16 protein-coding genes are annotated in these 23209 nt (G+C 70.0%); 5 read left to right on the top strand and 11 right to left on the bottom strand.

The window, feature by feature from the left end; genetic code table 11:
• Positions 1–123: 123 nt before the first annotated feature.
• The 5 genes from ACZ7L4_RS06740 to ACZ7L4_RS06760 all read right to left on the bottom strand — a co-directional run bounded on the left by ACZ7L4_RS06740 (position 124) and on the right by ACZ7L4_RS06760 (position 7625).
• Positions 124–1197, bottom strand: a complete 1074-nt coding sequence (locus ACZ7L4_RS06740) for a glycoside hydrolase family 130 protein (protein ID WP_472100274.1) — start codon at positions 1195–1197, stop codon at positions 124–126.
• Between the two features lie 87 nt (positions 1198–1284).
• Positions 1285–4347, bottom strand: coding sequence for an alpha-mannosidase (locus ACZ7L4_RS06745; protein WP_472100276.1), 3063 nt, complete (start codon positions 4345–4347; stop codon positions 1285–1287).
• Positions 4348–4417: 70 nt separating this feature from the next.
• Complete coding sequence (locus ACZ7L4_RS06750) at positions 4418–5326, bottom strand: carbohydrate ABC transporter permease (RefSeq protein WP_450809447.1); 909 nt, start codon at positions 5324–5326, stop codon at positions 4418–4420.
• On the bottom strand, positions 5326–6252 hold the full coding sequence (locus ACZ7L4_RS06755) for a carbohydrate ABC transporter permease (RefSeq protein ID WP_472100278.1): 927 nt from the start codon (positions 6250–6252) through the stop codon (positions 5326–5328). The genes ACZ7L4_RS06750 and ACZ7L4_RS06755 overlap by 1 nt, the downstream gene beginning before the upstream one ends.
• Positions 6249–7625 (bottom strand): extracellular solute-binding protein, encoded by a 1377-nt coding sequence (locus tag ACZ7L4_RS06760; RefSeq protein ID WP_472100280.1) that lies wholly within the window; start codon positions 7623–7625, stop codon positions 6249–6251. The genes ACZ7L4_RS06755 and ACZ7L4_RS06760 overlap by 4 nt, the downstream gene beginning before the upstream one ends.
• Positions 7626–7900: 275 nt before the next feature.
• Between ACZ7L4_RS06760 and ACZ7L4_RS06765 the strand changes: the two genes are divergently transcribed.
• A complete protein-coding gene (locus ACZ7L4_RS06765) occupies positions 7901–9142 on the top strand; it encodes an ROK family transcriptional regulator (RefSeq protein WP_472100282.1) in 1242 nt (413 codons plus the stop codon).
• Between the two features lie 40 nt (positions 9143–9182).
• Here ACZ7L4_RS06765 and ACZ7L4_RS06770 read toward each other — a convergent pair whose 3' ends face one another.
• The 3 genes from ACZ7L4_RS06770 to ACZ7L4_RS06780 form a co-directional block, all read right to left on the bottom strand.
• Positions 9183–9653 carry a DUF3291 domain-containing protein gene (locus ACZ7L4_RS06770; protein WP_472100284.1) on the bottom strand — a complete coding sequence of 157 codons (471 nt, stop codon included), beginning with the start codon at positions 9651–9653 and terminating at the stop codon, positions 9183–9185.
• Between the two features lie 78 nt (positions 9654–9731).
• The gene (locus ACZ7L4_RS06775; protein WP_472100286.1) at positions 9732–10367 is read right to left on the bottom strand and encodes a helix-turn-helix transcriptional regulator; all 636 of its coding nucleotides are present in this window, start codon (positions 10365–10367) and stop codon (positions 9732–9734) included.
• Positions 10368–10433: 66 nt separating this feature from the next.
• Positions 10434–11978: a serine/threonine-protein kinase gene (locus ACZ7L4_RS06780; protein WP_472100288.1), complete on the bottom strand. Its 1545-nt coding sequence runs from the start codon at positions 11976–11978 to the stop codon at positions 10434–10436.
• A gap of 247 nt (positions 11979–12225) precedes the next feature.
• Here ACZ7L4_RS06780 and ACZ7L4_RS06785 point away from each other — a divergent pair, with 247 nt between their 5' ends.
• Positions 12226–13017 carry an SDR family NAD(P)-dependent oxidoreductase gene (locus ACZ7L4_RS06785; protein WP_472100290.1) on the top strand — a complete coding sequence of 264 codons (792 nt, stop codon included), beginning with the start codon at positions 12226–12228 and terminating at the stop codon, positions 13015–13017.
• 108 nt (positions 13018–13125) lie between these two features.
• Here the strand turns inward: ACZ7L4_RS06785 and ACZ7L4_RS06790 are convergent, their stop codons facing one another.
• A complete protein-coding gene (locus tag ACZ7L4_RS06790; RefSeq protein ID WP_472100292.1) occupies positions 13126–13422 on the bottom strand; it encodes a hypothetical protein in 297 nt (98 codons plus the stop codon).
• Positions 13423–13583: 161 nt separating this feature from the next.
• Between ACZ7L4_RS06790 and ACZ7L4_RS06795 the strand changes: the two genes are divergently transcribed.
• From ACZ7L4_RS06795 to ACZ7L4_RS06805, 3 genes are all read left to right on the top strand, one after another.
• Positions 13584–15851 carry a bifunctional glycosyltransferase/CDP-glycerol:glycerophosphate glycerophosphotransferase gene (locus tag ACZ7L4_RS06795; RefSeq protein ID WP_472100294.1) on the top strand — a complete coding sequence of 756 codons (2268 nt, stop codon included), beginning with the start codon at positions 13584–13586 and terminating at the stop codon, positions 15849–15851.
• Positions 15848–19411, top strand: coding sequence for a bifunctional glycosyltransferase/CDP-glycerol:glycerophosphate glycerophosphotransferase (locus ACZ7L4_RS06800; protein ID WP_472100296.1), 3564 nt, complete (start codon positions 15848–15850; stop codon positions 19409–19411). Before ACZ7L4_RS06795 ends, ACZ7L4_RS06800 begins: the two co-directional genes overlap by 4 nt.
• A gap of 160 nt (positions 19412–19571) precedes the next feature.
• Entirely contained in the window at positions 19572–20912 is a 1341-nt protein-coding gene (locus ACZ7L4_RS06805; protein ID WP_472100298.1) for a capsule biosynthesis protein CapZ, read from the top strand.
• A 60-nt stretch (positions 20913–20972) separates the two neighbouring features.
• Here ACZ7L4_RS06805 and ACZ7L4_RS06810 read toward each other — a convergent pair whose 3' ends face one another.
• Together ACZ7L4_RS06810 and ACZ7L4_RS06815 are read right to left on the bottom strand one after the other, a co-directional pair.
• A complete protein-coding gene (locus ACZ7L4_RS06810) occupies positions 20973–22310 on the bottom strand; it encodes a UDP-glucose dehydrogenase family protein (RefSeq protein WP_472100300.1) in 1338 nt (445 codons plus the stop codon).
• 89 nt (positions 22311–22399) lie between these two features.
• The gene (locus tag ACZ7L4_RS06815) at positions 22400–23206 is read right to left on the bottom strand and encodes a class I SAM-dependent methyltransferase (protein ID WP_472100301.1); all 807 of its coding nucleotides are present in this window, start codon (positions 23204–23206) and stop codon (positions 22400–22402) included.
• Between the last annotated feature and the right edge of the window lie 3 nt (positions 23207–23209).

A 23209-nucleotide genomic window follows, 5' to 3' on the forward strand; every position in this document is an offset into this window, starting at 1 on the left:
GCCCAGGATCCGGTGACCATCGACTGAGTCACCTCCGTCTCGTCCGGGGCGACCGTCAGAGCGACCCGGAAGCGAACGCGACCAGAAGGACCGACCGCGAGGCCGCCTGAGGGTGCGAACCGCTCAGCCCGCTCGCCCGGGCCGCCACACCGCGACCCCCAGCACCGAGTCCGCCATGCCGTAGTACAGGAACCAGGCGTCGCGGAACCTCACCAAGCCCTCGGTGAACACCACATGATTGACCTGGCCGTCCTGCTCGTCCGCCGACGTCGGCACCAGGAACGGGCGCTCCAGCCTGGCCACCGCCTTGGTCGGGTCGGCCGGGTCGATGAGGAGCTGACCGGTGGAGTACTGGCCCTTGGTGTACCCGCCCTTGCCGTCCGAGCGGGCGTTGTAGACGAGCAGGATGTGTCCGTCGTCGGTGCGCAGCGGCGGCGGTCCCGGCTCGATCAGGGACCCCTCCCAGGCGTGCACGGGCTTCGCCACCGGGTCCTCGTTCCCGACGGTCTCCCAGTGGATCAGATCCTTCGAGCGCGCCCAGAACACATTGGACTCACCGAAGTACATCCAGTACGTGCCGTCGACGGGTGTGCTGAGGATGGCACCCGACTTGTTCCACGGCTTGTCACCATGGATCGGGTCGTGCAGCTCGGGGAAGAGCGGGCCGTGCTTCTCCCAGTGCACCAGGTCCTTCGACGTCGCCAGGCACAGCAGCGCGCTCGTCCCGTCGTACCCGGTGTACGTCATGTAGAAGGTGTCACCGACGTGCACCACCCGCGGATCCTCGCACCCGCCGGGCAGCTCGTACGGCTCGCTCGGTGTGAGCACCGGTTCGGCCCTGCGCTGGAACGTGATGCCGTCGTCGCTCCAGGCCAGCCCGATGCTGGACCTCTTCGCCTTGTTCTGCGCCCGGTACAGCAGGGCGATCCTGCCGCCCACCACGAGGGCGCACGGGTTGTACAGGTACAGCGACTCCCACTCGTGCGACGGCTCGGGCCGCAGAATCGGATTCGCCGCGCTCTTGGTGAACGGCCCCATCGGGAAGGTCGCCGGCCCGCGCGGGAACCGCTCGGGCGCGGGTGCGGCGGCGGCACTTCCCACGCCGGCGGCCGACCCGCCGAGCGCCGCGCCGACCACGGTCACCGAGGCCTTGAGCATGCCGCGACGGCTGTGGGCCTGACGGTCGTTGTCCTCCATGTCGAGTGACCTCCTGGTCGTCGAGTGTTCGTAAGGAAAGGGGCCCCGCGGACACTCCCGCGGGGCCCCGTCGCACATGGCGCGTCCTCAGTCCCGCCGGGCCGCCAACCGCACCGTCAGGATCTGGAACGGCCGCAGCCGCAGCCGGACCCCGTCGTCCGTGACCTCGCACGCGGGCTCGTCGGCGGCGCGCGGGCGCTCCAACAGGTCCGTGGCCGTCGCCGACGCGAGGCGGAAGCCGGGGGAGAGCAGCGCGGTGGCGCGGGCGCCCTGGGACTCGTACAGGCGGACCACGACATCGCCCGAGCGGTCGTCGGCGAGCTTGACCGTCTCGACCACCACCGCCGGGTTGTCGACGGCCACCAGCGGCGCCACCTCCGCCGAGCCGGACACCGTCCGCTCCGGCAGGTTGAGGTGGTAGCCCTCGCGGACCGCGTCGTCGACGTCCGCGCCGATCAGCAGGGCGTACCGCAGCCGGTGCGTGCCCTGGTCGGTGTCGGGGTCGGGAAAGCGCGGCGCGCGGGCCAGAGAGAGGCGGACCGTCGTGGTGGTGCCGCCGTCCTCGCGGACGTCACGCGTGACGTCGTGCCCGTACGTCGAGTCGTTGACCAGGGCCGCGCCCCAGTCCCGCTCGCCGACGTGCAGGAACCGGTGCGCGCACACCTCGAACTTCGCGGCGTCCCAGCTGGTGTTGGTGTGCGTGGGCCGCTCGACGTGCCCGAACGGCACCTGCGCCGTGGAGTGCCCGGCCCGCACGTCCAGCGGGAACGCCGCCTTGAGCAGCTTCTCCGTCTCGTGCCAGTCGAGGACCGTGTCGACGTCCAGGCGGCGGGCCCCCGGCGCCAGCGCGAGGGTCTGCTCGATGCGCGAGTCACCGAAGACACGCACCACGCGGACGCCGCCGTCCACGACGGTCACCGACTCCGCCGCCGTCAGATCCGTGACGGTGTTGCGGTAGAAGGCGTCCAGGTCCCAGGCGTCCCACTGGTTCGGGAAGTCCTGGTGCAGCTGCAGCAGGTTGGCCACCGCGCCCGGCGGCAGCGCCTCACGCCCGCCCTCGATGTCGTACGCCGAGGTGACCAGGCCGCGGTCGTCGATCACGATCCGGACCAGGCCGTTGTCCAGGACGTACCCGCCGTCGCGCGGCTGCGGGTCGACCGTGACCGCCACCGGTTCGCGGCGCACCGTCGCGCCCAGGGCGGCGGCGCCCGCGCGGGCGTGCGGAGCGGCGTTGAAGACGACCCGCGAGCCGTCCTCGGCGGCCGGCCCCGCCAGCGCGGTCTGAGCCGACTCGATCAACTCGCCGAGCTCGGCCGCGACCTGACGGTACGTCTCCTCGGCCTCCCGGTGCACCCAGGCGATCGACGTACCCGGCAGGATGTCGTGGAACTGGTGCAGCAGCACCGTCTTCCACAGCCGGTCGATCGCCTCGTACGGGTACGCCGCCCCCGTGCGCACCGCCGCCGTCGCCGCCCACAACTCGGCCTCGCGCAGCAGGTGTTCGCTGCGCCGGTTGCCCTGCTTGGTCGCGATCTGACTGGTCAGCGTGCCCCGGTGGAACTCCAGGTACAGCTCGCCCACCCACACCGGCGCGTCCGGGTACTCCTCGAGCGCCTTCGCGAAGAAGTCGCCCGGCTTCTCGATCTCGACCCGCGCCGAACCCTCAAGGTCCGCCAGCCGCTCGGCACGCGCCAGCATCTCCCGGGTGGGACCGCCACCACCGTCGCCGTAGCCGAACGGGGCGAGCGAACGGTTCGCCGCGCCCTTGTCCTGGAAGTTGCGCACACTGTGTGCCACCTCGGCGCCCGACAGATCGCTGTTGTACGTGTCGACCGGCGGGAAGTGACTGAAGATGCGGGTGCCGTCGATGCCCTCCCACCAGAACGTGTGGTGGGGGAACTTGTTCGTGGTGTTCCACGAGATCTTCTGCGTGAGGAACCAGCGCACCCCCGCCAGCTTCATCAGCTGCGGCATCGCCGCGTTGTAGCCGAAGGTGTCCGGCAGCCACATGTCCTCGGTCTCGACCCCGAACTCGTCGAGATAGAACCGCTTGCCGTGGATGAACTGCCGGGCCAGCGCCTCGCCGCCCGTGATGTTGGTGTCCGGCTCCACCCACAGGCTGCCCGTCGGCACGAACTGCCCCGTCTTCGCCTTCTCCTGGGCCCGCTCGTACACCTCGGGCCGGTGCTCCTTGAGCCAGGCCAGCTGCTGCGCCTGGGACATCACGAAGCGGAACTCCGGGTGCTCGTCCATCAGTTGGGTGACGTTGGACACGGTGCGCGCGACCTTGCGCACCGTCTCGCGCAGCGGCCACAGCCAGGCGGTGTCGATGTGGGCGTGCCCGATCGCCGAGATGCGGTGCTCACCCTCGGTGGCCGAGGCGGCGAGGGCCGGGGCGAGGACCTCGCGGGCGGCGGCCGCGGTGCCGCTGATGTCCTGGAGGTCCACGGCGTCGAGCGCCGAGGACAGGGCTCGCAGGATCTGCCAGCGGCGCGGCGACTGCTCGGGCAGCTCCCGCATCAGCTGGTCGAGGACCTCCATGTCATGGACGAGGTCGTACACCTCGGCGTCGAAGACGGCCAGCTCGAGGCGGCGCAGCCGGTAGATCGGCTCACCGTTCGAGGCACCCTCCTCGTCCAGCCACGGGGCACGGCCGCCCAGCGGTGTGATGGCGAAGGTGCGGTCCTCGGGCCCCGAGTGCATGACGAGCGGGTTCGCGGCCGCCTCGACGTAGCACACGAACTCCTCGCCACCGACGGCCGTTTCGGCCACCGGCAGCCACGTGTTGCGCGGGTTGAGGGCCTTCACGGCCGTGCCGTCGGGCCGGTACGCCAGGCCCTCGGCGGAGAAGCCCGGCTCGGTGGTGCCGAAGCCGAGGTCGACGACGGCCTCGACGCGGCGGCCGGCCCACTCCTCGGGGACGCGGCCGCTGACCTTGAACCAGCTGGTGGTCCAGGCGGGACCCCAGGAGGCCCCCACTTCCACGGGGCGGTAGTCGGCGGCCAGGCCCTCGGCCACCGGCACCGGCTCGCCGGGCACCTGCCAGATCCCGATCTCCAGGGGGACGGAGGTGGCGTGGACGGCGGGCCGGATGCGTTCGTCGAGGACGCGCCGCAGGCGGTGCTGGACGATGTCGCGGTCGGAGTGCACAGAACACCTTTCGAAGAGCGTTGAACAGGACTGCGCGAGGCGGGAGTTGTTCCGCCCCGAGGGTGCGGACTCAGCCCTTGAGGGCACCGCCGAGGGCGAACCCGCCGCCCAGCTTGCGGGTCAGCAGCAGGTACAGCATCACCACGGGCAGCGTGTACACGAGGGAGAACGCGGCCAGCTGCCCGTACTGCGTCTGGTCATGGGCGCTGAGGAACGTGAACACACTCACCGACGCCGGCAGCTTCTCCGGCGACAGGAGCAGCACGAACGGCACGAAGAAGTTGCCCCACATGCTGATGAAGGTGAACACGGTGACGACGGTGACACCCGGCCACATCAGCGGCAGCACCACACGGCCGAGCGACTGCATGGCGTTCGCGCCGTCGATCCGCGCCGCCTCCTCCAGGACGATGGGCACACCGTCCATGAAGTTCTTCATCAGCCAGATCCCGATCGGCAGCGCCGAGGCCGCCAGGAACAGCGTCGTCGCGAACATCGAGTCAATCAGCTCGACCTGCACGAACATGCTGTACACGGGGATCATCACGGCGGTGATGGGCAGCCCGGTGGTGAACAGCACGGTGTACAGGAACGGGCGGCGCAGCCGGGAGCGGTAGCGCGAGAGCGGGTACGCGGCCAGGATCGACGTGACCACGCACAGCAGGGTCGCCCCGCCGCACAGCAGCAGCCCGTTGAGCAGCGGCCGGTACGTCGTCTCGGCGTTCATGATCGCGTGGAAGTTGTCCAGCGTCGGCGGCGAGGGCACGCTCAGCTCGAAGCTGGCCGTCGAGCTGAACGACGCGAACACCATCCACACCAGCGGCAGCACGAACAGCAGGCTGATCACCAGCAGGACGACATTGACGGCGACACGTCCGGGACGGATCCGGCGGCGTGCCGTGCCCGTCTCGGCGGAGGGGCGGGCGCCGCCGTCGGCGCGGCCGGCCTCGGCGGCGGGCAGCAGATCGGTGGTGGCCATCAGTCCTCCTCCACCTTGAGCAGCTTCAGATACACGACGGAGAACAGCGCGCCCACGACCAGCAGCACCAGCGCGATCGCCGTGCCGTAGCCGATCATGCTGTTCTGGAACGCCTGCTGGTACATGAACACCGGCAGGGTCTGGCTCTTGTTGCCGGGGCCACCGCGGGTCATGGCGTAGATCAGCCCGAAGACGGAGAGGGTCTGCAGGGTGATCAGCATCAGGTTCGTCATGATGGTCCGGCGGATGACCGGCAGCGTCACGTGCCACAGCCGGTGCCACACACCGGCGCCATCCATCTCCGCGGCCTCGACCAGCTCGCGCGGCACCTCGTTGAGCGCGGCCGAGTAGACCATCATCGAGAACGCGGTGCCGCGCCACACATTGGCGAGACACACCGCGAGGATCGGCAGCGTGTACAGCCAGTTCTGCTGCGGCAGGCCCAGGAGGCCGAGGACGTCGTTGAGCGCGCCCTGCTTGTAGAAGAACGCGTACATCAGGTACCCGGCGACGACCTCGGGCAACACCCAGGCGGCGATCACGACACCGTTGGTGAGTGTGCGCAGCGGCTTGGTGGCCTTCTCGGCCAGCACCGCGAGGCTCAGCCCGAGGGTGTTCTGCCCGATGACGGCGGAGCCGACGACGAACACCAGGGTCAGCCACAGGGCGTTGAGGAAGTTCGGATCGTCGAGCGCCCGCGTGAAGTTGTCCAGGCCGACGAAGTTCGTCTCGGCGGCGCCGGTCAACTGGGCGTCGGTGAACGCGTCGTAGACGCAGTACAGGATCGGTCCGGCGAGGAACACGGCCAGCAGGACGATCGACGGCAGCATCGGCATGCCGCGCAGGAGAGACCGACTCGCGGCGGTGCGGCCGGCCGCGCGCCCACCGGGGGCGGCGGCACCGGCGGTGGCGACGGCGGACTTCATCGGGCGCCCTTGACGGTGGCGTCGGGGCCGACGGCCGTGGCCAGATCCTGGTCATAGGTCTTGGCGGCCTCGCTCACCGAGGCCTGCTTGGTGGTCACGGACTCCATGGCCTTGGTGATGGCGTTCGAGACCTGCGGGTACTTCGGCAGCGCGGGACGGAAGTGGGTGTACTTCACCAGGTCGGTGAAGAACTTGTTGGTCGGCGTGGCGCCCAGGTATTTCGGGTCGGCGGCGACGTCGGTGCGCACGGCGGTCGTGGACTCGATGATGTTCCACTTCACCGAGTTGTCCTTGTTCTTGATCGCCTTGACGAACTGCCAGGCCAGATCGGGGTTCTTGGCCTTCGACGGGATCGACCAGGCCCAGCCGCCCGACATGCTGACCTTGCCGGGCGCCTGGCCGTTCTGGGTCGGCATGGCGGCGGGCTTCATCGTCTTCGACCATTCGGGCCACGGACTCGGCCCGGTCTTCAGCCAGTTGTTGGCCATCCACGAACCGTCGATGTTCATGGCGATCTTGCTCTTCGGCAGCAGCTTGGTGCCGACCTCGGTCCCCGCGTTCGGGCCGAGTGCGGTGGACTTGTCGAGCCCCAGATCCTCGTCGTACACGGTGTGCACGAACTTCAGGGCGTCCTTGAAGCCCTGCGAGCCGACGATCCACTTCTTCTTCTTGGCGTCGTACAGGGAGTCGCCGGCGGCATCGGTCCCGTACAGCAGCATCTCGAAGCCCTGCATGGTGGACTGCTCGCCACCGGCCTGACCGGTGTACAGGTTCATCGGGATGACACCCGGCAGCTTCTTCTTCAGCGTGCGCGCGGTGTCGAGGAGGTCCTGCCAACTCTTCGGCTGCCAGGGCGTCTTGATGCCCGCCTTCTTCAGCAGCTTCTCGTTGTACCAGATGCCGCGGGTGTCGGTGTCGTCCGGAACGCCGTACGTCTTGCCGTCGGTGGGGGAGGAGACCGCGGCCTTCGCGGCCTTCGCGAACTTGCCCCAGTCGGCCCACTTCCCGACGTACTCGTCGAGTGGCTTGAGGTAGCCGCTGGCGATGTCGGAGTTGATGAGCGCGGTGTCCTCGTAGACCAGGTCGGGCGCGGTCGAGGGTGAGCGCATCATCAGTTGGATCTTCGTGTAGTAGTCGTTCTCCGAGGCTGTGACCGGAACGATCTGGACCTTCTTGCCCGGGTGGGCCTTCTCGAACGACTTCTTCATCGAGGCCAGGAATTTCTGCTGCTTGTGGTCGTTCTGGTCCAGGTGCTGCCAGTAGACGACCTTGATCGAGTCGCCTCCGGCGGAGGATCCGGAACCACCGCAAGCGGTTGCGGACAACGTTGTCGCGATGGTGACCGCGAGGGCGGCGAAGAGTTTCTTGCGCAAGGGGTTCCTCCAGGAGGTGGCGGCTCGGCGCCCGGCGTGGGGCGCTCAACTGCAGGCGGTACCAGAGGTGTTGCGGTGCTCCGGCCGGACGGCGATGCGGAAGCCTCCGGTGGTGCGGGCGTGGTGCGCGGTGGTGCGTGATGCGTTGGCGATTACCTAAATCCAATGGATGGACTAAGTCAACGCCTGCTGCATAATCTCGACGCCGGAACCCGGTGCGCCGGCCACGAGTTGGTGGGGCCGCCGCGACGGACTTGCCCGAAGGAGGGAGCGCCATGGCGCGCAGCGGCACCAACCTGCCCAGGGTCGGCGGCTACAACCAGGCCGTCGTCCTGGCCGCCATCCGCACCAAAGGGCCGGTGAGCCGCGTCGAGTTGGGCCCGCTGACCGGCCTCACCAACCAGACCGTCTCGAACGTCGTACGCCGCCTGCTCGACGAGGGCCTGATCGCCGAGTCGGGGCACGCCCCCTCCAGCGGAGGCAAGCGCCGCACCCTGCTCACCCCGCGCGCCGACGGCGCCTACGCCCTCGGGGTGCACCTCGACCCGGACGCCGCCGTGATCGTCCTGTGCGACCTCGCCGGATCCGTACTGCTCAGCCGCCGCTTCGCGCTGCCGCGCCCCAGCGACCCCGCACAGGTGGTCGACCGGGTGGCACGCGCGGCGCTGCGACTGCCCGGGCGCGCCGCGATCGACCGCAGCCGGCTGCTGGGCCTCGGGATCGCGGCGCCGGGCCCCATCGACGCGCAGGCGGGCGCGGTCGTCGACCCGCCGAACTTCGACGGTTGGCGACGCGTACCCCTGCTTGACATGTTCGCGCAAGAGACCGGCATGCCGGTGGCGATGGACAACGACGCGACGGCCGCGGCGATCGGCGAGCGCTGGATCGGCGGGGAGGAGCGCGCGGACGGGTTTCTGTATCTGTACATGGGGGCGGGGATCGGGGCGGGGGTCATGCTGGGGAGCCACGTCCTGCGCGGCGACTCGGGCAACGCGGGGGAGATCGGCCACGCCCAGTCCGAGCCCGGAGACCGCCGCTGCGACTGCGGAAGCAACGGCTGTCTCGGCCCCTACTGCAACCCCGCCGCCCTGGTCGAAGACCTGTACACGCGACACGGGGAGACCGCAGCCCGCCGCATGGGACTCAGCGGCACCCGCGACACGGTCCGCGCCGACTGGAAACTGCTACGGCGCGCGGCACGCGCCGGGGACGAAGCGGCCTGCGACGTGGTGCGCCTCGCGGGTCGCCGGATGGGGCAGGCGGTGCGCGGCGCCGTGGCGCTGCTCGACGTGAGCCGGGTCGTGCTGGGCGGCGAGGCGCTGGTCGGCGTGGAGCAGCTGCTCGGCGAGGAGATCGACAGGGTCGTCAACACGACGTCGGTGGCCCGCGCGCTGGGCGGGGTGACCGTCGAACCCAGCCTCATCGGCGAGACGGCAGGCGCGGTGGGCGCCGCGTCCCTCGTCCTGCACGGGCGCTACGCCCCTGGGTGGCGGATGCTGACGGAGATGTCGGGCTGAGGGACCCGCCCGCAGGAGGAGGGGGACGGTCGGATCCGTGTCACCGCCCGGCCGTCGCGACCGGCGCCGGGAAGGGGGCACGGAAGGTGAACGCCTCGGGCCCCGGCCCGTGTTGACGGATCAGCGCGACCCGCTCCATCGCCTCCGCGACGCTCGGACGGTGACCGGCCGGCACCCACCACAGCGCCTGGTGCGCCTCGGCCATGCGCTGGAACCACTCACGGCGGCGGCTCAGCACCCGCAGATGATCACTGTGGTACGTGAACGTCCGCAGCGCCTCGACCGACTCCCAGACCGAGCAGTTGATCAGGATCATGTCGTCGGCGTCGTCGGGACGGAACCCGGTCGCGTCCTCCCCGGCGTCGTCGACCATGCGCCACACGAATCCGGGGCTGTCGTCGGCGAGTGCGTTGATCTCGGGAAGCTGTGCGACGAAGTCGGCGAGTTCGGGTCCGGTGAGCGGGGCGACGAGGCGGCCGATGTTGACCTGTGCGAGCTGAAAGCCAGTCATGGGCCCAGCATGGCCGAGCCCGCTTCTATAGTCAACGTTCATTTGTTTTAGAAGCCGCCCAGGGTGTCCGCGGGCGGCTCAGTCGGAACTCCGGGAGAGCGCCACGCAGCATCCGCCCGGGCACGGGTCCATGGCCGGTTGCCACGTCGCGGGCGCAATCCCCTCCAGCAGTGCGAGGTTCATCCCGCAGATCAGGGCGGGGAACTCCTCGGCCAGCGCATGGAAGGGGCAGTTGCGAAGGCGCAGCGTCCCCTCGTCCCAATAGGGCTGGTAGCCGCGCTCCGCCAAGGCGTCGACCAGGTCGTCGGCGTCGATGTCCGGCTGCGCGGCGCCCGCGGCCCGGGCCGCCTCCTGCAACTCCCGGTCCAGGCCCGCGTTCTCCACGGTCGAGGCCAGCAGGTGGCCGACGGAGTCGTAGGACCGGGGCGGAACGGACACGGAGTGCTCACCCTCGGCGCGCCGGTACACCTTCGCCGGCCGACCGGCACCCGGCCCAGTGCGCCCGGACAGCCGCCGCGACGACGCGGTCAACAGCCCCGCCTCGACCAGCTTGTCCAGGTGGAACGCGGCCAGCGACCGGGACACCCCGACCGCCTCCGCGGCCGCGTCACGCCCTACGTCGTCCGGCTGGGCGGCGACGTGGCGATAGAGGCGGCGGCGTACGGGGTCACCCAGTGCGCCCAGTGCTGCGAATGCGGAATCGTCGTTCGTCACGCACCGAGTCTATGACCAACGGGAGTACCTCATAGAGGGCGTGCGCGCCGACGGGGGCTGGGCCGCTCAGCACACCGCAAGCCCCGGCACGGGCTGATCGTTCCGGCCGCCCTTGAGGTAGACATCGCTGACGAACACACCGGCGTTGCCGGAGTCGTCATCGGTCTTCGCCCACCAGACATTGGTCCACTCGCCGTACCTCTCCCGCTGCGTGAGCTTGGCCTGGCAGTAGAAGTAGTTGGTGCCCGGGTGGATGGTGCCGACGGGGCGGTGCCGGGAGTCGTACGAGGTGGCGGTCCGCCACACGCGGCAGTTGGACTTGCCGCCGCCGATGCGTGTGCAGGCGGGGGAGGAGGCGTCGCTCGCGGAGGCGCTGGGGGAGTCCTCGGCGGGACTCGAAGGAGAGGGACTGGCGGACGACGAAGGGGACGAGGAGTGCGTGGACGACGAGGCCGACGGGGTGTCGCCGGCGGCAGGCCCCGCCGCGCTTCCGCTCGCGTCGCCGCTGCCCTGACTGGTCACCAGGTACGTCACGCCGCCGCCTACGAGCAGCGCCGCAGCCACCACGGCGGCGACGGCCCCACGCCGGCGGGAGGTGCCACGCTGAGCGGTGACGGTCGGCGGCCCGGGAGGCGGCGGGGAGACGGGCGCGGGGAACGCCCCGGCGCCGAAGCCACCGGAACCGCCACCCGGAATCGGCCGCTCCCCCTCCCGGCGATGCAGCCGCACGGTGTCGGGCGACGGAGGCGGCAGCGGCTCGCCCGCGGCGGTGGCCCGCAACAACTGCGCGGCGCGCACGGCGTCGGCCCGCAGCGCGGGATCCTTGTCCAGCAGCTCGGTGAGCGCGGGCGCCAGCGGCCCGGCCTGCCGGGGCTCGGGCAACGGCTCGGTGACGATGGCGGTGATGGTCGACCAGGTGGAGGCGCGCCGGAACGGTGGCGCTCCCTCGACGGCCGAGTACAACGAGGCACCCAGCGCCCATACGTCCGCGGCGGGCCCCACCTCGCCGCCGCGAGCCTGCTCGGGCGCGAGGTAGTCGAGGGAACCGACGAGCTCGCCACTGCGCGTGATCCGGGTGGCGGCGCCGTCGCCCGGCTCCTGCAGCGCGGCGATCCCGAAGTCCGTGAGCACGACCCGGCCACCGTGCTCGAGCAGGATGTTGCTGGGCTTGACGTCCCGATGCCACACCCCGGCGCGATGCGCGGCCGCGAGCGCGTCCATCACCTGGGCGCCGATCCGGGCCGCCTCGAGCGGATCAAGCGGGCCACGCCGCTGCAACACCCCCTGCAGCGACTCTCCGTCGACGCACTCCATGACGATCACGGGACGACCCTCGTGCTCGGTGACATCGTGCACGGCGACGACCCCGTGATGCCGCACCCGCGCGGCGGCCCGCGCCTCGCGCTGCATCCGCAACCGCTGCTCGCCGGGGTCCGGCCCGTCGACACCGTCGAACGTCCGCAGCTCCTTGACGGCGACCTCGCGCCCCAGCCGCTCGTCGACGGCCCGCCACACCGTGCCCATCCCGCCACTGCCGAGCCGCCCGACGACGCGATACCGCCCGGCGATCACCCGCCCGCCCTCGACGCCGCCCGCCCGCTCGTCCCCCATGCCCCGCACTCCACCCGTCTCCTGTCGACCCTTCAGGCCCTGCGTCTCCCTGGGGTCTTACCAACCTCGGGACCACCGTAGACACCTGGAGGCTCGGTGGGTACACCGGGCCGGGGCGAGCAGAGAGAGGGAGGCGGGGGAGCCGTCGCCGTCCGTCGACCCAGGATGCAGATCAACTCGGCTGCGCCGCCTGATGGTTGGTTCATTGTGGTGGTGTGTCAGGTCGTCATTCGGTTTACTCGGCGCCATGAACGATCGAATATCTCCGGCGGACGGCGCCGGCCTGCTGACCGGCAGGACCGTCATGATCACCGGCGCGTCGAGCGGTATCGGAGCGGCCGCTGCACGCTTGTTCGCCGACGAGGGGGCGTCCGTCGTCCTCATGGCGCGCCGCGAAGACCGGCTCGCAGGTCTCGCCCAGGAGATCGAGGCGTCCGGCGGGCGGGCGGCCTGGAGCGTCGGTGACGTGGCACGGGCGGAGGACGTCGAGCGTGCGGTGGCCATGGCCGTCGAGCACTTCGGGGGCCTGGACGGCGCCTTCAACAATGCGGGATACGCCGGTTCCGTGTTCGGCCCGTTGCACGAACTGCCGGAAGAGGACTTCGAGCAGATCATGGAGGTCAATGTCCGGGGGACGTGGAACTGTCTGCGTCGCCAGATCCCCGTCATGCTCTCCGCGGGCCGCGGCTCGATCGTCAACACGGCCAGTTCGGCGGGCCTGATCGCCACCGGTGCGCCAACACCCTATGTCGCGGCCAAGCATGCCGTTCTCGGCCTGACGAAGGCTGCGGCCGCGGAATACGGAGCGCACGGCATCCGCGTGAATTCCCTTGTGGTGGGCACCACGAGAACGGAAATGATCACCGCGGCCGTGGAGGCCGAGCCGGCGCTGGAGGAGGCATTCGTGGCGCGCCAGATCCAGAAGCGGATGGCGGAGCCGAAGGAGGTGGCGGAGGCGGCACTGTGGCTGCTGAGCGACCGTTCGTCGTTCGCCACGGGGAGCCATGTGGCGGTGGACGGCGGCATCCTCGCGGTGTGACGGGGGCGGGCCGGTTCCGGCCCGGCCGATGTGCCGCCTCCGGCCTGCGTGCTGGAAGCGGCTGCGGGGTGTGACAGGTGTGCGGACGGGAATTCCCCGTCGTCCATTTCAGGAGCCGTCCCAGAGGCCTTCGTCGCTTTCCACGACGTCGGCGTCGCAGCCCGCGCACATCCCGGTCGGGCGCGCCTGACCGAGGGCGACGACGTCCATGACGTCCTCGTGCGGGCACGTGTCCTGGTCGACAGGCCGGGCCAGAGCGACGGCGTGCGCTCCCGGCGTTCCCGGTTCGGGTTCGATACCCAGAAGGTCGTGTTCGAGGACGGCGGCACGGCTCGGTTCGGTGTGATCCAGGTGCTGGGTGCCAGGGGGGTGAGGGCTGCGGTGTCTTCGGTACCAGAGGGGCATGGCTCCACGATCACGCCGTATGCCTGTCGCGGTCTCTCTGGTTAGCCGATCCAGGTGAACACGACTCCGTGAATCGAAAAACCCTATGTGGTCTAATGTGCGCATTTGTTCCTTGATGGACATATAGTCGCCCGACAGTAGACAGATAGGAGCCGCCGCCCATGCCGCGTTTCAGCATCGTGGTCCCCGTCTATCGCGTGCAGGGCTACCTGCGCGAATGCCTGGACTCGGTGGTGGCGCAGGAATGCGGGGACTTCGAGTTGATCGCCGTCGACGACTGCTCGCCCGACACCTGTGGCGCCATCATCGACGAATTCGCGACGACCGACCATCGCGTGCGGCCCGTACACCTCGAGCGGAACGTGGGCCTGGGGCGCGCACGCAATGCCGGCCTCGAACAGGCCGTCGGCGACTACGTCGTCTTTCTCGACGGCGACGACACCCTGGCCCCCGGCGCCCTGGCCGCGATGGCAGCTCGTCTGGACGCCACCGCCGACCCCGACCTCCTCGTCTTCGACTACACGCGCACCTACTGGGACGACAGCCGACGCCCGAGCAGCGTCGCCCATCTCCTCGGCGAGGAGGGGCCCGACGTCGTCCGGCTCGCGGACCGGCCCGGACTGCTCGACCTGCTGCAGGTCGTCTGGAACAAGGCCTACCGGCGCGCATTTATCGACCAGCACGGCTTCACCTTCGCCGCCGGCTACTACGAGGACGTCCCGTGGACGTTCACCGCGCTGATCACGGCCGAACGGATCGCCGTCCTCGACCGGGCCTGCATCGAGTACCGCCAGCGCCGCCAGGGCGGGAACATCCTGAGCACCACCAGCCGCAAGCACTTCGATGTCTTCGGTCAGTACGACCTGCTGTTCGCGCACCTCGACGCCCACCCGGCGCTCGAACCCTGGCGGGGGCGGCTGTTCGAGAAGATGGTCGACCACTACCTCACCATCTACACCAAGCCCGGCCGGCTGCCCGAGAAGGACAAGGCGGAGTTCTTCCACGAGGCCGCCCGCCACTACCGGACGCGCCGACCCGACGGCCACCGGCGGCCGGGCGGCAGGCGCGGCCACCGCTACGCGCTGCTCGAACAGGACCTCCACCTGGCCATGCGCGGACTGCACGAGACGGTCCGCGGAACACGAGCCGCGCGGCGCCGGGCCGCAGACGTGGTCCACGGCGTCAAGCGGGCCGCGATGGCCGCCCACTATCGGGCCGAACTGTGCCGACCCGTCGAGAACGACATCGCGGTCTTCTCCTCGTACTGGAGCCGCGGAGTCACCGGGAACCCTGCCGCGATCGCCGAACGGCTCACTCGGCTCGCCCCGCACATCCGCCGCGTCTGGCTGCTCCGGCCGGACTGCGTGGACCGGGTCCCGGACGGCACCGCGTACGTACGGGTCGGCTCGCGCGCCTACTGGTCGGTCATGGCCCGTGCCAAGTACTTCGTCAACGACGTCAACTTCGCCGGCTCCGTGGTGAAACGCGCGGAGCAGATCCACGTCCAGACGCACCACGGCACCCCACTGAAGACCATGGGCGTGGACCAGCGGCGCTACCCGGCCTCCACCGACATGGACTTCGACGCGATGCTCAGGCGCTGCGACCGCTGGGACTACGGCCTCTCCTCCAACGCCTTCTCCACGGCCGTCTGGGAACGGGCCTACCCCACGGCCCACACCACCCTCGAGACCGGCTACCCGCGCAATGACGTGCTCGCCCGCGCGAGCGCCACCGAAGTGGACTGGGCGCGACGGGAGTTGGGGATCGCCGAGGGGACGACCGCGTTGCTCTACATGCCGACGCACCGCGAGTACGAAGGCACCTTCGTGCCCCGGCTCGACCTCGCCCGACTCGCGGAAGTCCTCGGCCCCGACACCGTCCTGCTCGTGCGCGGCCACTACTTCTACAGCTCCGCCCCGGAGTACCGCACGCTGCGCGGCAGCGGCCGCATCAAGGACGTCAGCGCACACCCCACGGTGGAGACCCTGTACCTGGCCGCCGACGGAATGATCACCGACTACTCCTCCGCGATGTTCGACTACGCGGTCCTCGACCGGCCGATCGTGATCTACGCGGACGACTGGGAGACCTACTCCGCCGTCCGCGGCACCTACTTCGACCTGCTGCAGGACCCGCCCGGTGCCGTCGCCCGCACCCAGGACGACCTGGAGGGGCTGCTCACCGAAGGGGTCTGGAACAGCCCCGAGACCACCGCCCTGCGAGCCGAATTCCGCCGCCGCTTCTGCCCGTTCGACGACGGCCGCGCCGCCGAACGCGTCGTGCGCCGGGTGTTCCTCGACGACACCACCCCGGTGCCGGTGACCCCGCTCGACCAGCGCCCCGCCCCACCCGCTCCCACCCGGCCCGCAGGTGTGGGCTCCGGTACCCCGCACCCGTCGGCAGCGAAGGAAGAACGAGCCCGATGAACACCCGCCTCAGTGTCATCGTCCCCATCTACGACGTGGAGGAGTACCTGCCCGCCTGCCTGGACTCCTTGGCCGCGCAGAGCATGAAGGACCTCGAGGTCGTCATGGTCGACGACGGCTCACCGGACGGCTCGGCCGCCATCGCCGCCGAGTACGCGGCCCGCGACGGGCGCTTCCGCCTCGTACGCAAGGAGAACGCCGGGCTGGGCGCGGCGCGCAACACCGGCGTCGCGCACGTCTCCCCGTCGAGCGAGTACCTCGCCTTCGTCGACAGCGACGACGTCGTACCGCCCGACGCCTACCGGACGATGGTCGGCAGCCTCGACGAGTCCGGCTCCGACTTCGCCACGGGGAACGTGCACCACTTGCGGGGCGAGAAGATCTGGCAGGCGGGCCAGATGCGGATGCTCTCCGGCGAGGCCCGCCGCCGGGTGCACATCGCCGACGACCCGCGGCTGATCGCCGACCGGATCGCCTGCAACAAGGTCTACCGACGCAGCTTCTGGGACCGATACGGCTTCTCCTTCCCGGTGGGCGTGCTGTACGAGGACACGCCCGTCGTACTGCCCGCCTACTACCGCGCCGAGGCGGTCGACATCGTCGGCGACCCGGTCTACTACTGGCGGTTGCGCGAGAGCTGGGCCGCTCCCTCGATCACCCAGCGCCGTACGGAGCCGAAGTCCGTCCGCGACCGCGTCGCCGGAGTCCTCGCCGTCAGCTCCTTCCTCGCCACCCTGCAGGACCCCCGGGCCGAGGCGTTCAAGCGGGAGTACGACGGCCGGGCGCTGCGGGACGACCTCCGCATCTTCCTGCGCGTCCTGCCCGACGGCGACGCCGAGTACCGCGAGGCATTCCTGTGCGAGGCCAACCGGTTCCTCGACCAGATCGACCCGAAACTCATCCTCGCCCTGCCCACGGAACTGCGGGTGCAATGGATTCTGGTGCGCAAGCACGCCCTGGACGAACTGCTCGAACTGCTCGCCTCCCGGCAGCGCTGGGACCGGGTGCCCATCACCGGACGGCGCCGCAAGTACGCCGAGTTCACTCCGCTCACCGACCGGGGCTTCGCGCTGCCCAAGCCGGCACTGCGCATCGACAAGGAGCTGTCACTGCGCTCACCGCTGCGCACCGCGGAATGGGACGGCGGCAAGCTCGTCCTCGAGGGCGATGCCTGGATCAGCCGGATCGACCTGGCGACCCGCCGCAGCAGCGTCAAGGCGGTTCAGCTCAAGCGGGACGGCAGCCGACGCCGCACCCTGCTGCCCACCGCCAACGTCCACCATCCGCTCGCCACCACCGACTCGGGCCAGAAGTCGCACAACTACGACTGGGCCGGATGGCGCGTCGAGATCGACCCCGAGCGTTTCCGCAGACACGGTGTCTGGCAGGAGGGGCTGTGGCACGTCGGCATCCACGTCTACGCGGCCGGCCTGTTCCGCAGGGGCGCGGTGTGGACACGCGGCGGCGCAGCCGCCAACTACCCGCCTGTGCACTGGGTGGACGCCGACCACCGCATCGTGCCCCACAGCGTCCGCAGCGCCCTGAAGATCCGTGTCGAGCGGGTCCGCGCACTCATCACGGAGCGCCGGTTCGACGGCGGCACACTGCGAGTGGAGGGTGAACTCCGCACCGAGCTGCGCCCGGACGAGCGCATGTCACTGCGGCTGACCAATCGCGCCACCGGCGACCGCATGGACTACCCGGCCGAGGTGGCCGGCCGTAGACGGGGCGACGCGCTCGCCGTCACCGTCCCGCTCGCGGAGGTCGCCCTGTTCGTCGACACGGACGGAGGCGGCACCCGCCCCGGCAAGCGCCGCTGGAGCACCGAATGGGTCGCCACCGATGAGCAGGGTTCGGAACGCCGCTTCTCCACGGTGGTCCGCGAAGGTCTCGCGGACCTGACCACCGACCTGTCCGAGGAGTTCGGGGCGGCCGGCGAGGGCGCCGAGATCGCCGTCACGGCCGGGGCCAACGGCTACCTGAAGATCACCAGCAGGGCGCGGCGCGCAATCATCGACCGTGTCGCCGAACTCGACGGAAAGATGGTCTTCTCCGGCCGGGCGAGCCTGCTGGACATCGGCAGAGAGCTGGTACTGCGCGCCCGCGGCCGCTCCGACGAGCGTCCCGGCCGAATCGACTGGCGCCCCGACGGCACCTTCACCGCCTCCTTCGACCCGTCCGTCATGGGCGGGGCGGGAGGCGGCCTGCCCCTGAAGGCCGGCCGGTGGAACTTCTTCCTCGTGGGCGAGGCCGGCGAACCGCGGACCGCCTTCGTCATCGACCGCCTCGCCTTGTCCCAGTTCCCCCTGCACAGCGAACTGAGGGGCCGGCGGTACTGGCTGGAGAACCGGTGGGAGGACTTCCCGCAGCTCAACTGCCGCTCCGAACTGGGCGACGACGAGCGCGGCCCGTACCGCCAGCTCCAGTTGCGCGAACAGGTCTACGCAACGATGCGTCAGAACGAACCCCTGCGCGACCAGGTCTGCTACTTCAGTTACAACGGCAAGCAGTGTTCCGACAGCCCACGCGCCATGCACGAGGAACTGACCCGCCGTGGGACGCGGTTGCGGCACCTGTGGGTCGTCCGCGACGGGCAGGTCGAACTGCCCGACGGCCTGGAGAAGGTGCGCATGTGGGGCCGCGAGTGGTTCGAGGCCCTGGCCACCAGCCGCTACATCGTCACCAACGGACACCTGCCCGACTGGTTCGAGCGCCGCCGCGGCCAGGTCGTCGTCCAGACCTGGCACGGCACCATGCTGAAGCAGATCGGCCACGACATCGCGACCCCGCGCTTCGACCGCGAGTACCACAACCGGCTCGTGCGCGAAGTGGTCAACTGGAGCCTGCTGGTCTCCTCCAACCGCTTCTCCACCCCGATCCTGCGCCGCGCCTTCTCCTACCGCGGCGAGATCCTCGAGGCCGGATACCCCCGCAACGACCGGCTGCACGCCCCCGACCGGGACGCGAGGGCCACCCGTGTCCGCCGCCGACTCGGCCTGCCCGACGGCAAGAAGGTCGTGCTCTACGCCCCCACATGGCGGGACGACAGCGCCCACAGCGCCGGCCAGTTCAAGTTCGACCTGCGCATCGACCTGGCCGATGCCCGCGAACGGCTCGGCGAGGACCACGTCCTGCTGATCCGCCGCCATTCCAACATCGTCGACGTCGTCCCGCAGGCCGGCGACGGCTTCATGTGGGACGTCTCCGAGTACCCGGACATCGCCGACCTCTACCTGGTCGCCGACCTCCTGGTCACGGACTACTCCTCGGTGATGTTCGACTACGCGCACCTCGGGCGGCCGATGCTGTTCTTCACGTACGACCTGGATCACTACCGGGACACCCTGCGCGGCTTCTACTTCGACTTCGAGGCCGACTCCCCGGGGCCGCTGCTGCGCACCTCGGCGGAGTTGATCGACGCGATCCGTGACATCGAGAAGGTGCACATCGCGCACCAGGACCGGTTCGCGCGCTTCCAGCACCTGTTCTGCGACCTGGACGACGGAAAGGCCGCCGCCCGGGTCGTCGACCGAATGCTGGAGCAGGCCGGGGAGGTGTGACGCGCACCGCCACATGCGAATAGCCGGTACGGCGGTGCGGAGAAGTCGAGATGTCCGCCCGGATATATGCTGTCCGATCAGTCGAGCGGAATTCGCCGGGGCCTTTCGGTCCGGTGAGATTGGGTGCGCCGAGACGGTGCTCCGTGAACGGGAGTGGAAGATGGCGACCGAAGCCGTCGAACAAGCCAGTGCATTTCGCGCAGCGGATCCTGCCGACACCTTGCGGTCGGAGATCGCGGAACTCAAGCACCGGGTCGCCCAACTGGAGTCGGAGAACGGCCGCCCCTCCCGCAGGGCGGGTCCGTTCACGCTCGAGGAATTCCTCCAGCCGATTCGCCGGGCCCGGGAGTCGTGGGACCTGCGGCGTGCGGCCGGCGGGCCCCAGGAGAAGACCGTCAAGGTCGTACAGCCGACCGGAATGACCCTGCCGGCCGACGGCGCGCTCCGCCGTGAGCCGCCGCGCAAGCCCGAGGACCGGCAACCCGACTACCTGGAGAAGTACGACAGTCGAACCTTGCTCTACGACGCGTTCCGGCAGGGCGACGACGTCTGGCTCTCGGGGCCGCCGATGCACAATCTCCGGGCCGAACTCGAAAAGGCCGACTGGCGCGTGGATGGCGGTGACGTCGCCGGAAAGCTCTCCCTGAGCGACTGGGGCCGCACCCAACGGTCACGGATCGTCGACGCCCCTCCCGGCCGGCATCTGACACTCGATGTGGGCGGCACGAAGTTCAGTACGGTCATCGCGCCCGACGATTCCGAGCTGTTCGCCGGACAGCGGACGATCATTACGAAATCCAAGGACAACGATCTCGTCTGGATCAGGGATTTTCTGCAGTATTACCACATCGTGCACGGCGTGACCGGGGTCGTTTTCTACGACAACAATTCCACCCGGTACTCGCCCCGCGACGTCGCCGACGTCATCGCCTCGGTCGACGGGATCACGACCGCGGTCGTCGTGGACTGGAAATTCCCCTGGGGACCGAACGCCGGACCGAACAATGTCTGGGATTCCGACTACTGCCAGTACTCTCTGCTGGAGCACGGCAGGTTTCGCTATCTGACCAGGGCGGCCGGTGTCATCAATGCCGACATCGACGAACTGGTTCTCACCAACGACGCGCGTCCGGTCTTCGACCACGTGGCGGAGTCGGAGGTCGGCGCCGTGACCTACGAGGGGCACTGGATCGCCAAGGCGACACCCGAGCCCATGAACCCGCTGCGGCAGCGACGCTTCGTCGACTACCGGCATCGGGCGCGGGGCACGACGACCGTGAAGTGGACGGTCCTGCCGGACATGGTGGACTGGCAGACCACGCAGTGGCGCGTGCACAGCGTCGTCGGTGCGGGAATCGAGCGCAACGAACAGATCCACCATCGCCACTACCAGGGCGTGAACAACGGCTGGAAGTACGACCGCGCCGAAGGCGTGGCCAAGCCGGGGCACGTCTACGACATCCGGATGTCGCACGTCCTGGACATCGTCTTCGGGAAATGATCCGGCGAGACGACGCCGGTCCGGTGGCACGACGCCCCGCTCGTCGTGCCACCGGACCGTTCAGTGCGCTGCGGAGCGCACCGGCCGCCCGAGCTGCCACACCGTCCAACCCGCCGCGACCCAGTCGAGCGGGTCGACGCAGGTGCGGACATCCACCAGCCGGCGCCCGGCCACCGCAGGGGCGGCCGAGGCCGGGAGTTCGGGGTCCTCGCTGAACTGGGGCCACTCGGTTGCCAGGACGGTGACCTCGGCCCCGTCCAGGGCCTCGGCGAGGGTGTCGGCATAGGTGTGCTCGGGGTGCAGCCGCCGGGCCGTCTCCAACGCCTCGGGGTCGTGGACGACCGGGTGGGCACCGGCTTCCCGCAGTCGGCGGGCCAGTTCGAGGGCCGGGGAATTGCGGACGTCACTCGTTCCCGCCTTGAAGGCCGCGCCGAGGAACGCGATGCGCACACCGGCCAGCCCCCTGCTCCCGGCCGCCTCCGCCACGAGGTCGACCGCCGCCTCCACACGTCCCCGGTTGACGCCCTCGACGGCCCGCAGCAGCGCGACCGCGTTCGTGGCCCCGATTTCGTCGATGCGGTGCGTGAAGGCCCGCAGGTCCTTGGGCAGACAGCCACCGCCGTAACCGATGCCGGGTCGCATGCCAGCGTGCCCGATCCGGTGGTCGATCCCGATGCCGTGGGCGACGGTCTTCACGTCCGCTCCGGCGAGCGCGCACACCTCGGCCATCGCGTTGATGAACGAAATCTTCGTGGCGAGGAAGGAGTTGGCCGCCGACTTGATGATCTCGGCCGTCGCCGGTTCGGTCACGATCAGCTCCACGTCCCCGCGCGCCAGGATCGGCGCGTACACCGCCTCGATCGCCTTCTGGGCCTCGGCACTGGACACCCCGGCGACGATTCGGTCGGGGTGGAGCGTGTCCTCGACCGCGTGCCCCTCGCGCAGGAACTCCGGGTTCCACACCAGGTCGACGCCGTCCACGGCATGTTCCTCGATGATGTCCCGAACACGTGCGACGGTGCCGACCGTCACGGTGGACTTGCCGACGATGGTGCAGGGGCGGGTGAGCAGCGGGGCCAGCGCGCCGACCGCGCCGAAGACCTGCTCCATGTCGTAGCTGCGGCCGTCCTCGCTCAACGGGGTGCCGACCGCGATGAAGTGCAGGTCGGCGAAGTCCGCGGCCTCCATGAGGTCGTCCGTGAAACGGAGGCGGCCGGTGGGCACGTACTTTTCGAGCAGGTCGTCGAGGCCCTTCTCGAAGAAGGGGCCGCGCCCGCTCTGAAGGATCCGGCAGGTGGCCGGGTTGAGTTCGACGCCGATCACGTCGTGCCCGAGCTCCGCCATGGCGGCGGCGTGAGGGGCTCCGAGGTGGCCACAGCCGATCACCGAGATACGCATTGCTGTCCTGTCCTTGACGTTCGGGGCTCTGGGACGTTCGGGCGCCATGACGCGCCGGCGAGGTCCGCCCGTCCGGACCTCACGTCCGGTCAGTCGAGTTGGAGCACGGTGGAGCGGGCCACGTCCTTGACGAAGGTGACACGCCGGTCGAAGGTGCCCTCGGCCGCCCACATCTTGCTGATGTCCCGCTCGACCTTGCGGTTGGTGTCGTCCAGGACGACAAGGGCGCCCTTGGCCAGCCGCGGCAGCAGTTGCGGCAGTGCGGGGTAGCGGGCGAGCGGCGCCGTCGGGCGCGGCGGCCCGTCGATGAAGAGCAGGTCGACATCGGTCACGTCACCGAGGCCGGACAGGTCGTACCACGGCTGTGTGCCGAGGCCCGGCACCTCGGTGTCGACCAGGGGAGCGTCGACGACCGTCGCCCACGACTCCAGGCCGTGGTCCGCGAGCCGTTGCCGGGTCACCTCGGCGAAGGCCCGGTCGTGCTCGATGGAGGTCACGTGCCCCTCGCCGCACTTGCGCAGCGCCGCCGCCGTCCACAGGGTCGACGCACCGGAGCCGCACTCCAGCATGGTGCGCCGGGCCGGCCGGCCCATCACCTCGTCGACGATGAACAGGACCGTCGGGGCGATCGCGGCCCAGTTGGCGCCCAGCACCGGCATGGGCATGTCGCCGTCGATGAGGTGGTCGTAGCGGCGCATCAACTCGGCCACCACGTAAGGCTGGTGCTCGAGTTGCTTGCGGATGCCCGTGAGCGCGGCGGTCAGCGTCTTGGTCTGCTGCTGGAGCGAACGCAGGATCTGCTCGGTGTCGGCGGCGCTGAGCACCGGCTGCGTCGGTTGTGTCGGCTCGGCCGGCTTGGCAGCCTGCGGCTTTGCGGGGGCCTTGAAGAGTTTCATCAG

This window comes from Streptomyces sp. NPDC107575, from assembly GCF_055657265.1.

Excerpts from the sequence above, each read along its gene's own strand:
- ACZ7L4_RS06800 (WP_472100296.1), top strand. The coding sequence starts at position 15,848 with ATGAACACCCGCCTCAGTGTCATCGTCCCCATCTACGACGTGGAGGAG.
- ACZ7L4_RS06770 (WP_472100284.1), bottom strand. The coding sequence starts at position 9,653 with ATGACTGGCTTTCAGCTCGCACAGGTCAACATCGGCCGCCTCGTCGCC.
- ACZ7L4_RS06815 (WP_472100301.1), bottom strand. The coding sequence starts at position 23,206 with ATGAAACTCTTCAAGGCCCCCGCAAAGCCGCAGGCTGCCAAGCCGGCC.
- ACZ7L4_RS06755 (WP_472100278.1), bottom strand. The coding sequence starts at position 6,252 with ATGAAGTCCGCCGTCGCCACCGCCGGTGCCGCCGCCCCCGGTGGGCGC.
- ACZ7L4_RS06750 (WP_450809447.1), bottom strand. The coding sequence starts at position 5,326 with ATGGCCACCACCGATCTGCTGCCCGCCGCCGAGGCCGGCCGCGCCGAC.
- ACZ7L4_RS06795 (WP_472100294.1), top strand. The coding sequence starts at position 13,584 with ATGCCGCGTTTCAGCATCGTGGTCCCCGTCTATCGCGTGCAGGGCTAC.
- ACZ7L4_RS06790 (WP_472100292.1), bottom strand. The coding sequence starts at position 13,422 with ATGCCCCTCTGGTACCGAAGACACCGCAGCCCTCACCCCCCTGGCACC.
- ACZ7L4_RS06765 (WP_472100282.1), top strand. The coding sequence starts at position 7,901 with ATGGCGCGCAGCGGCACCAACCTGCCCAGGGTCGGCGGCTACAACCAG.
- ACZ7L4_RS06810 (WP_472100300.1), bottom strand. The coding sequence starts at position 22,310 with ATGCGTATCTCGGTGATCGGCTGTGGCCACCTCGGAGCCCCTCACGCC.
- ACZ7L4_RS06740 (WP_472100274.1), bottom strand. The coding sequence starts at position 1,197 with ATGGAGGACAACGACCGTCAGGCCCACAGCCGTCGCGGCATGCTCAAG.
- ACZ7L4_RS06780 (WP_472100288.1), bottom strand. The coding sequence starts at position 11,978 with ATGGGGGACGAGCGGGCGGGCGGCGTCGAGGGCGGGCGGGTGATCGCC.
- ACZ7L4_RS06805 (WP_472100298.1), top strand. The coding sequence starts at position 19,572 with ATGGCGACCGAAGCCGTCGAACAAGCCAGTGCATTTCGCGCAGCGGAT.
- ACZ7L4_RS06785 (WP_472100290.1), top strand. The coding sequence starts at position 12,226 with ATGAACGATCGAATATCTCCGGCGGACGGCGCCGGCCTGCTGACCGGC.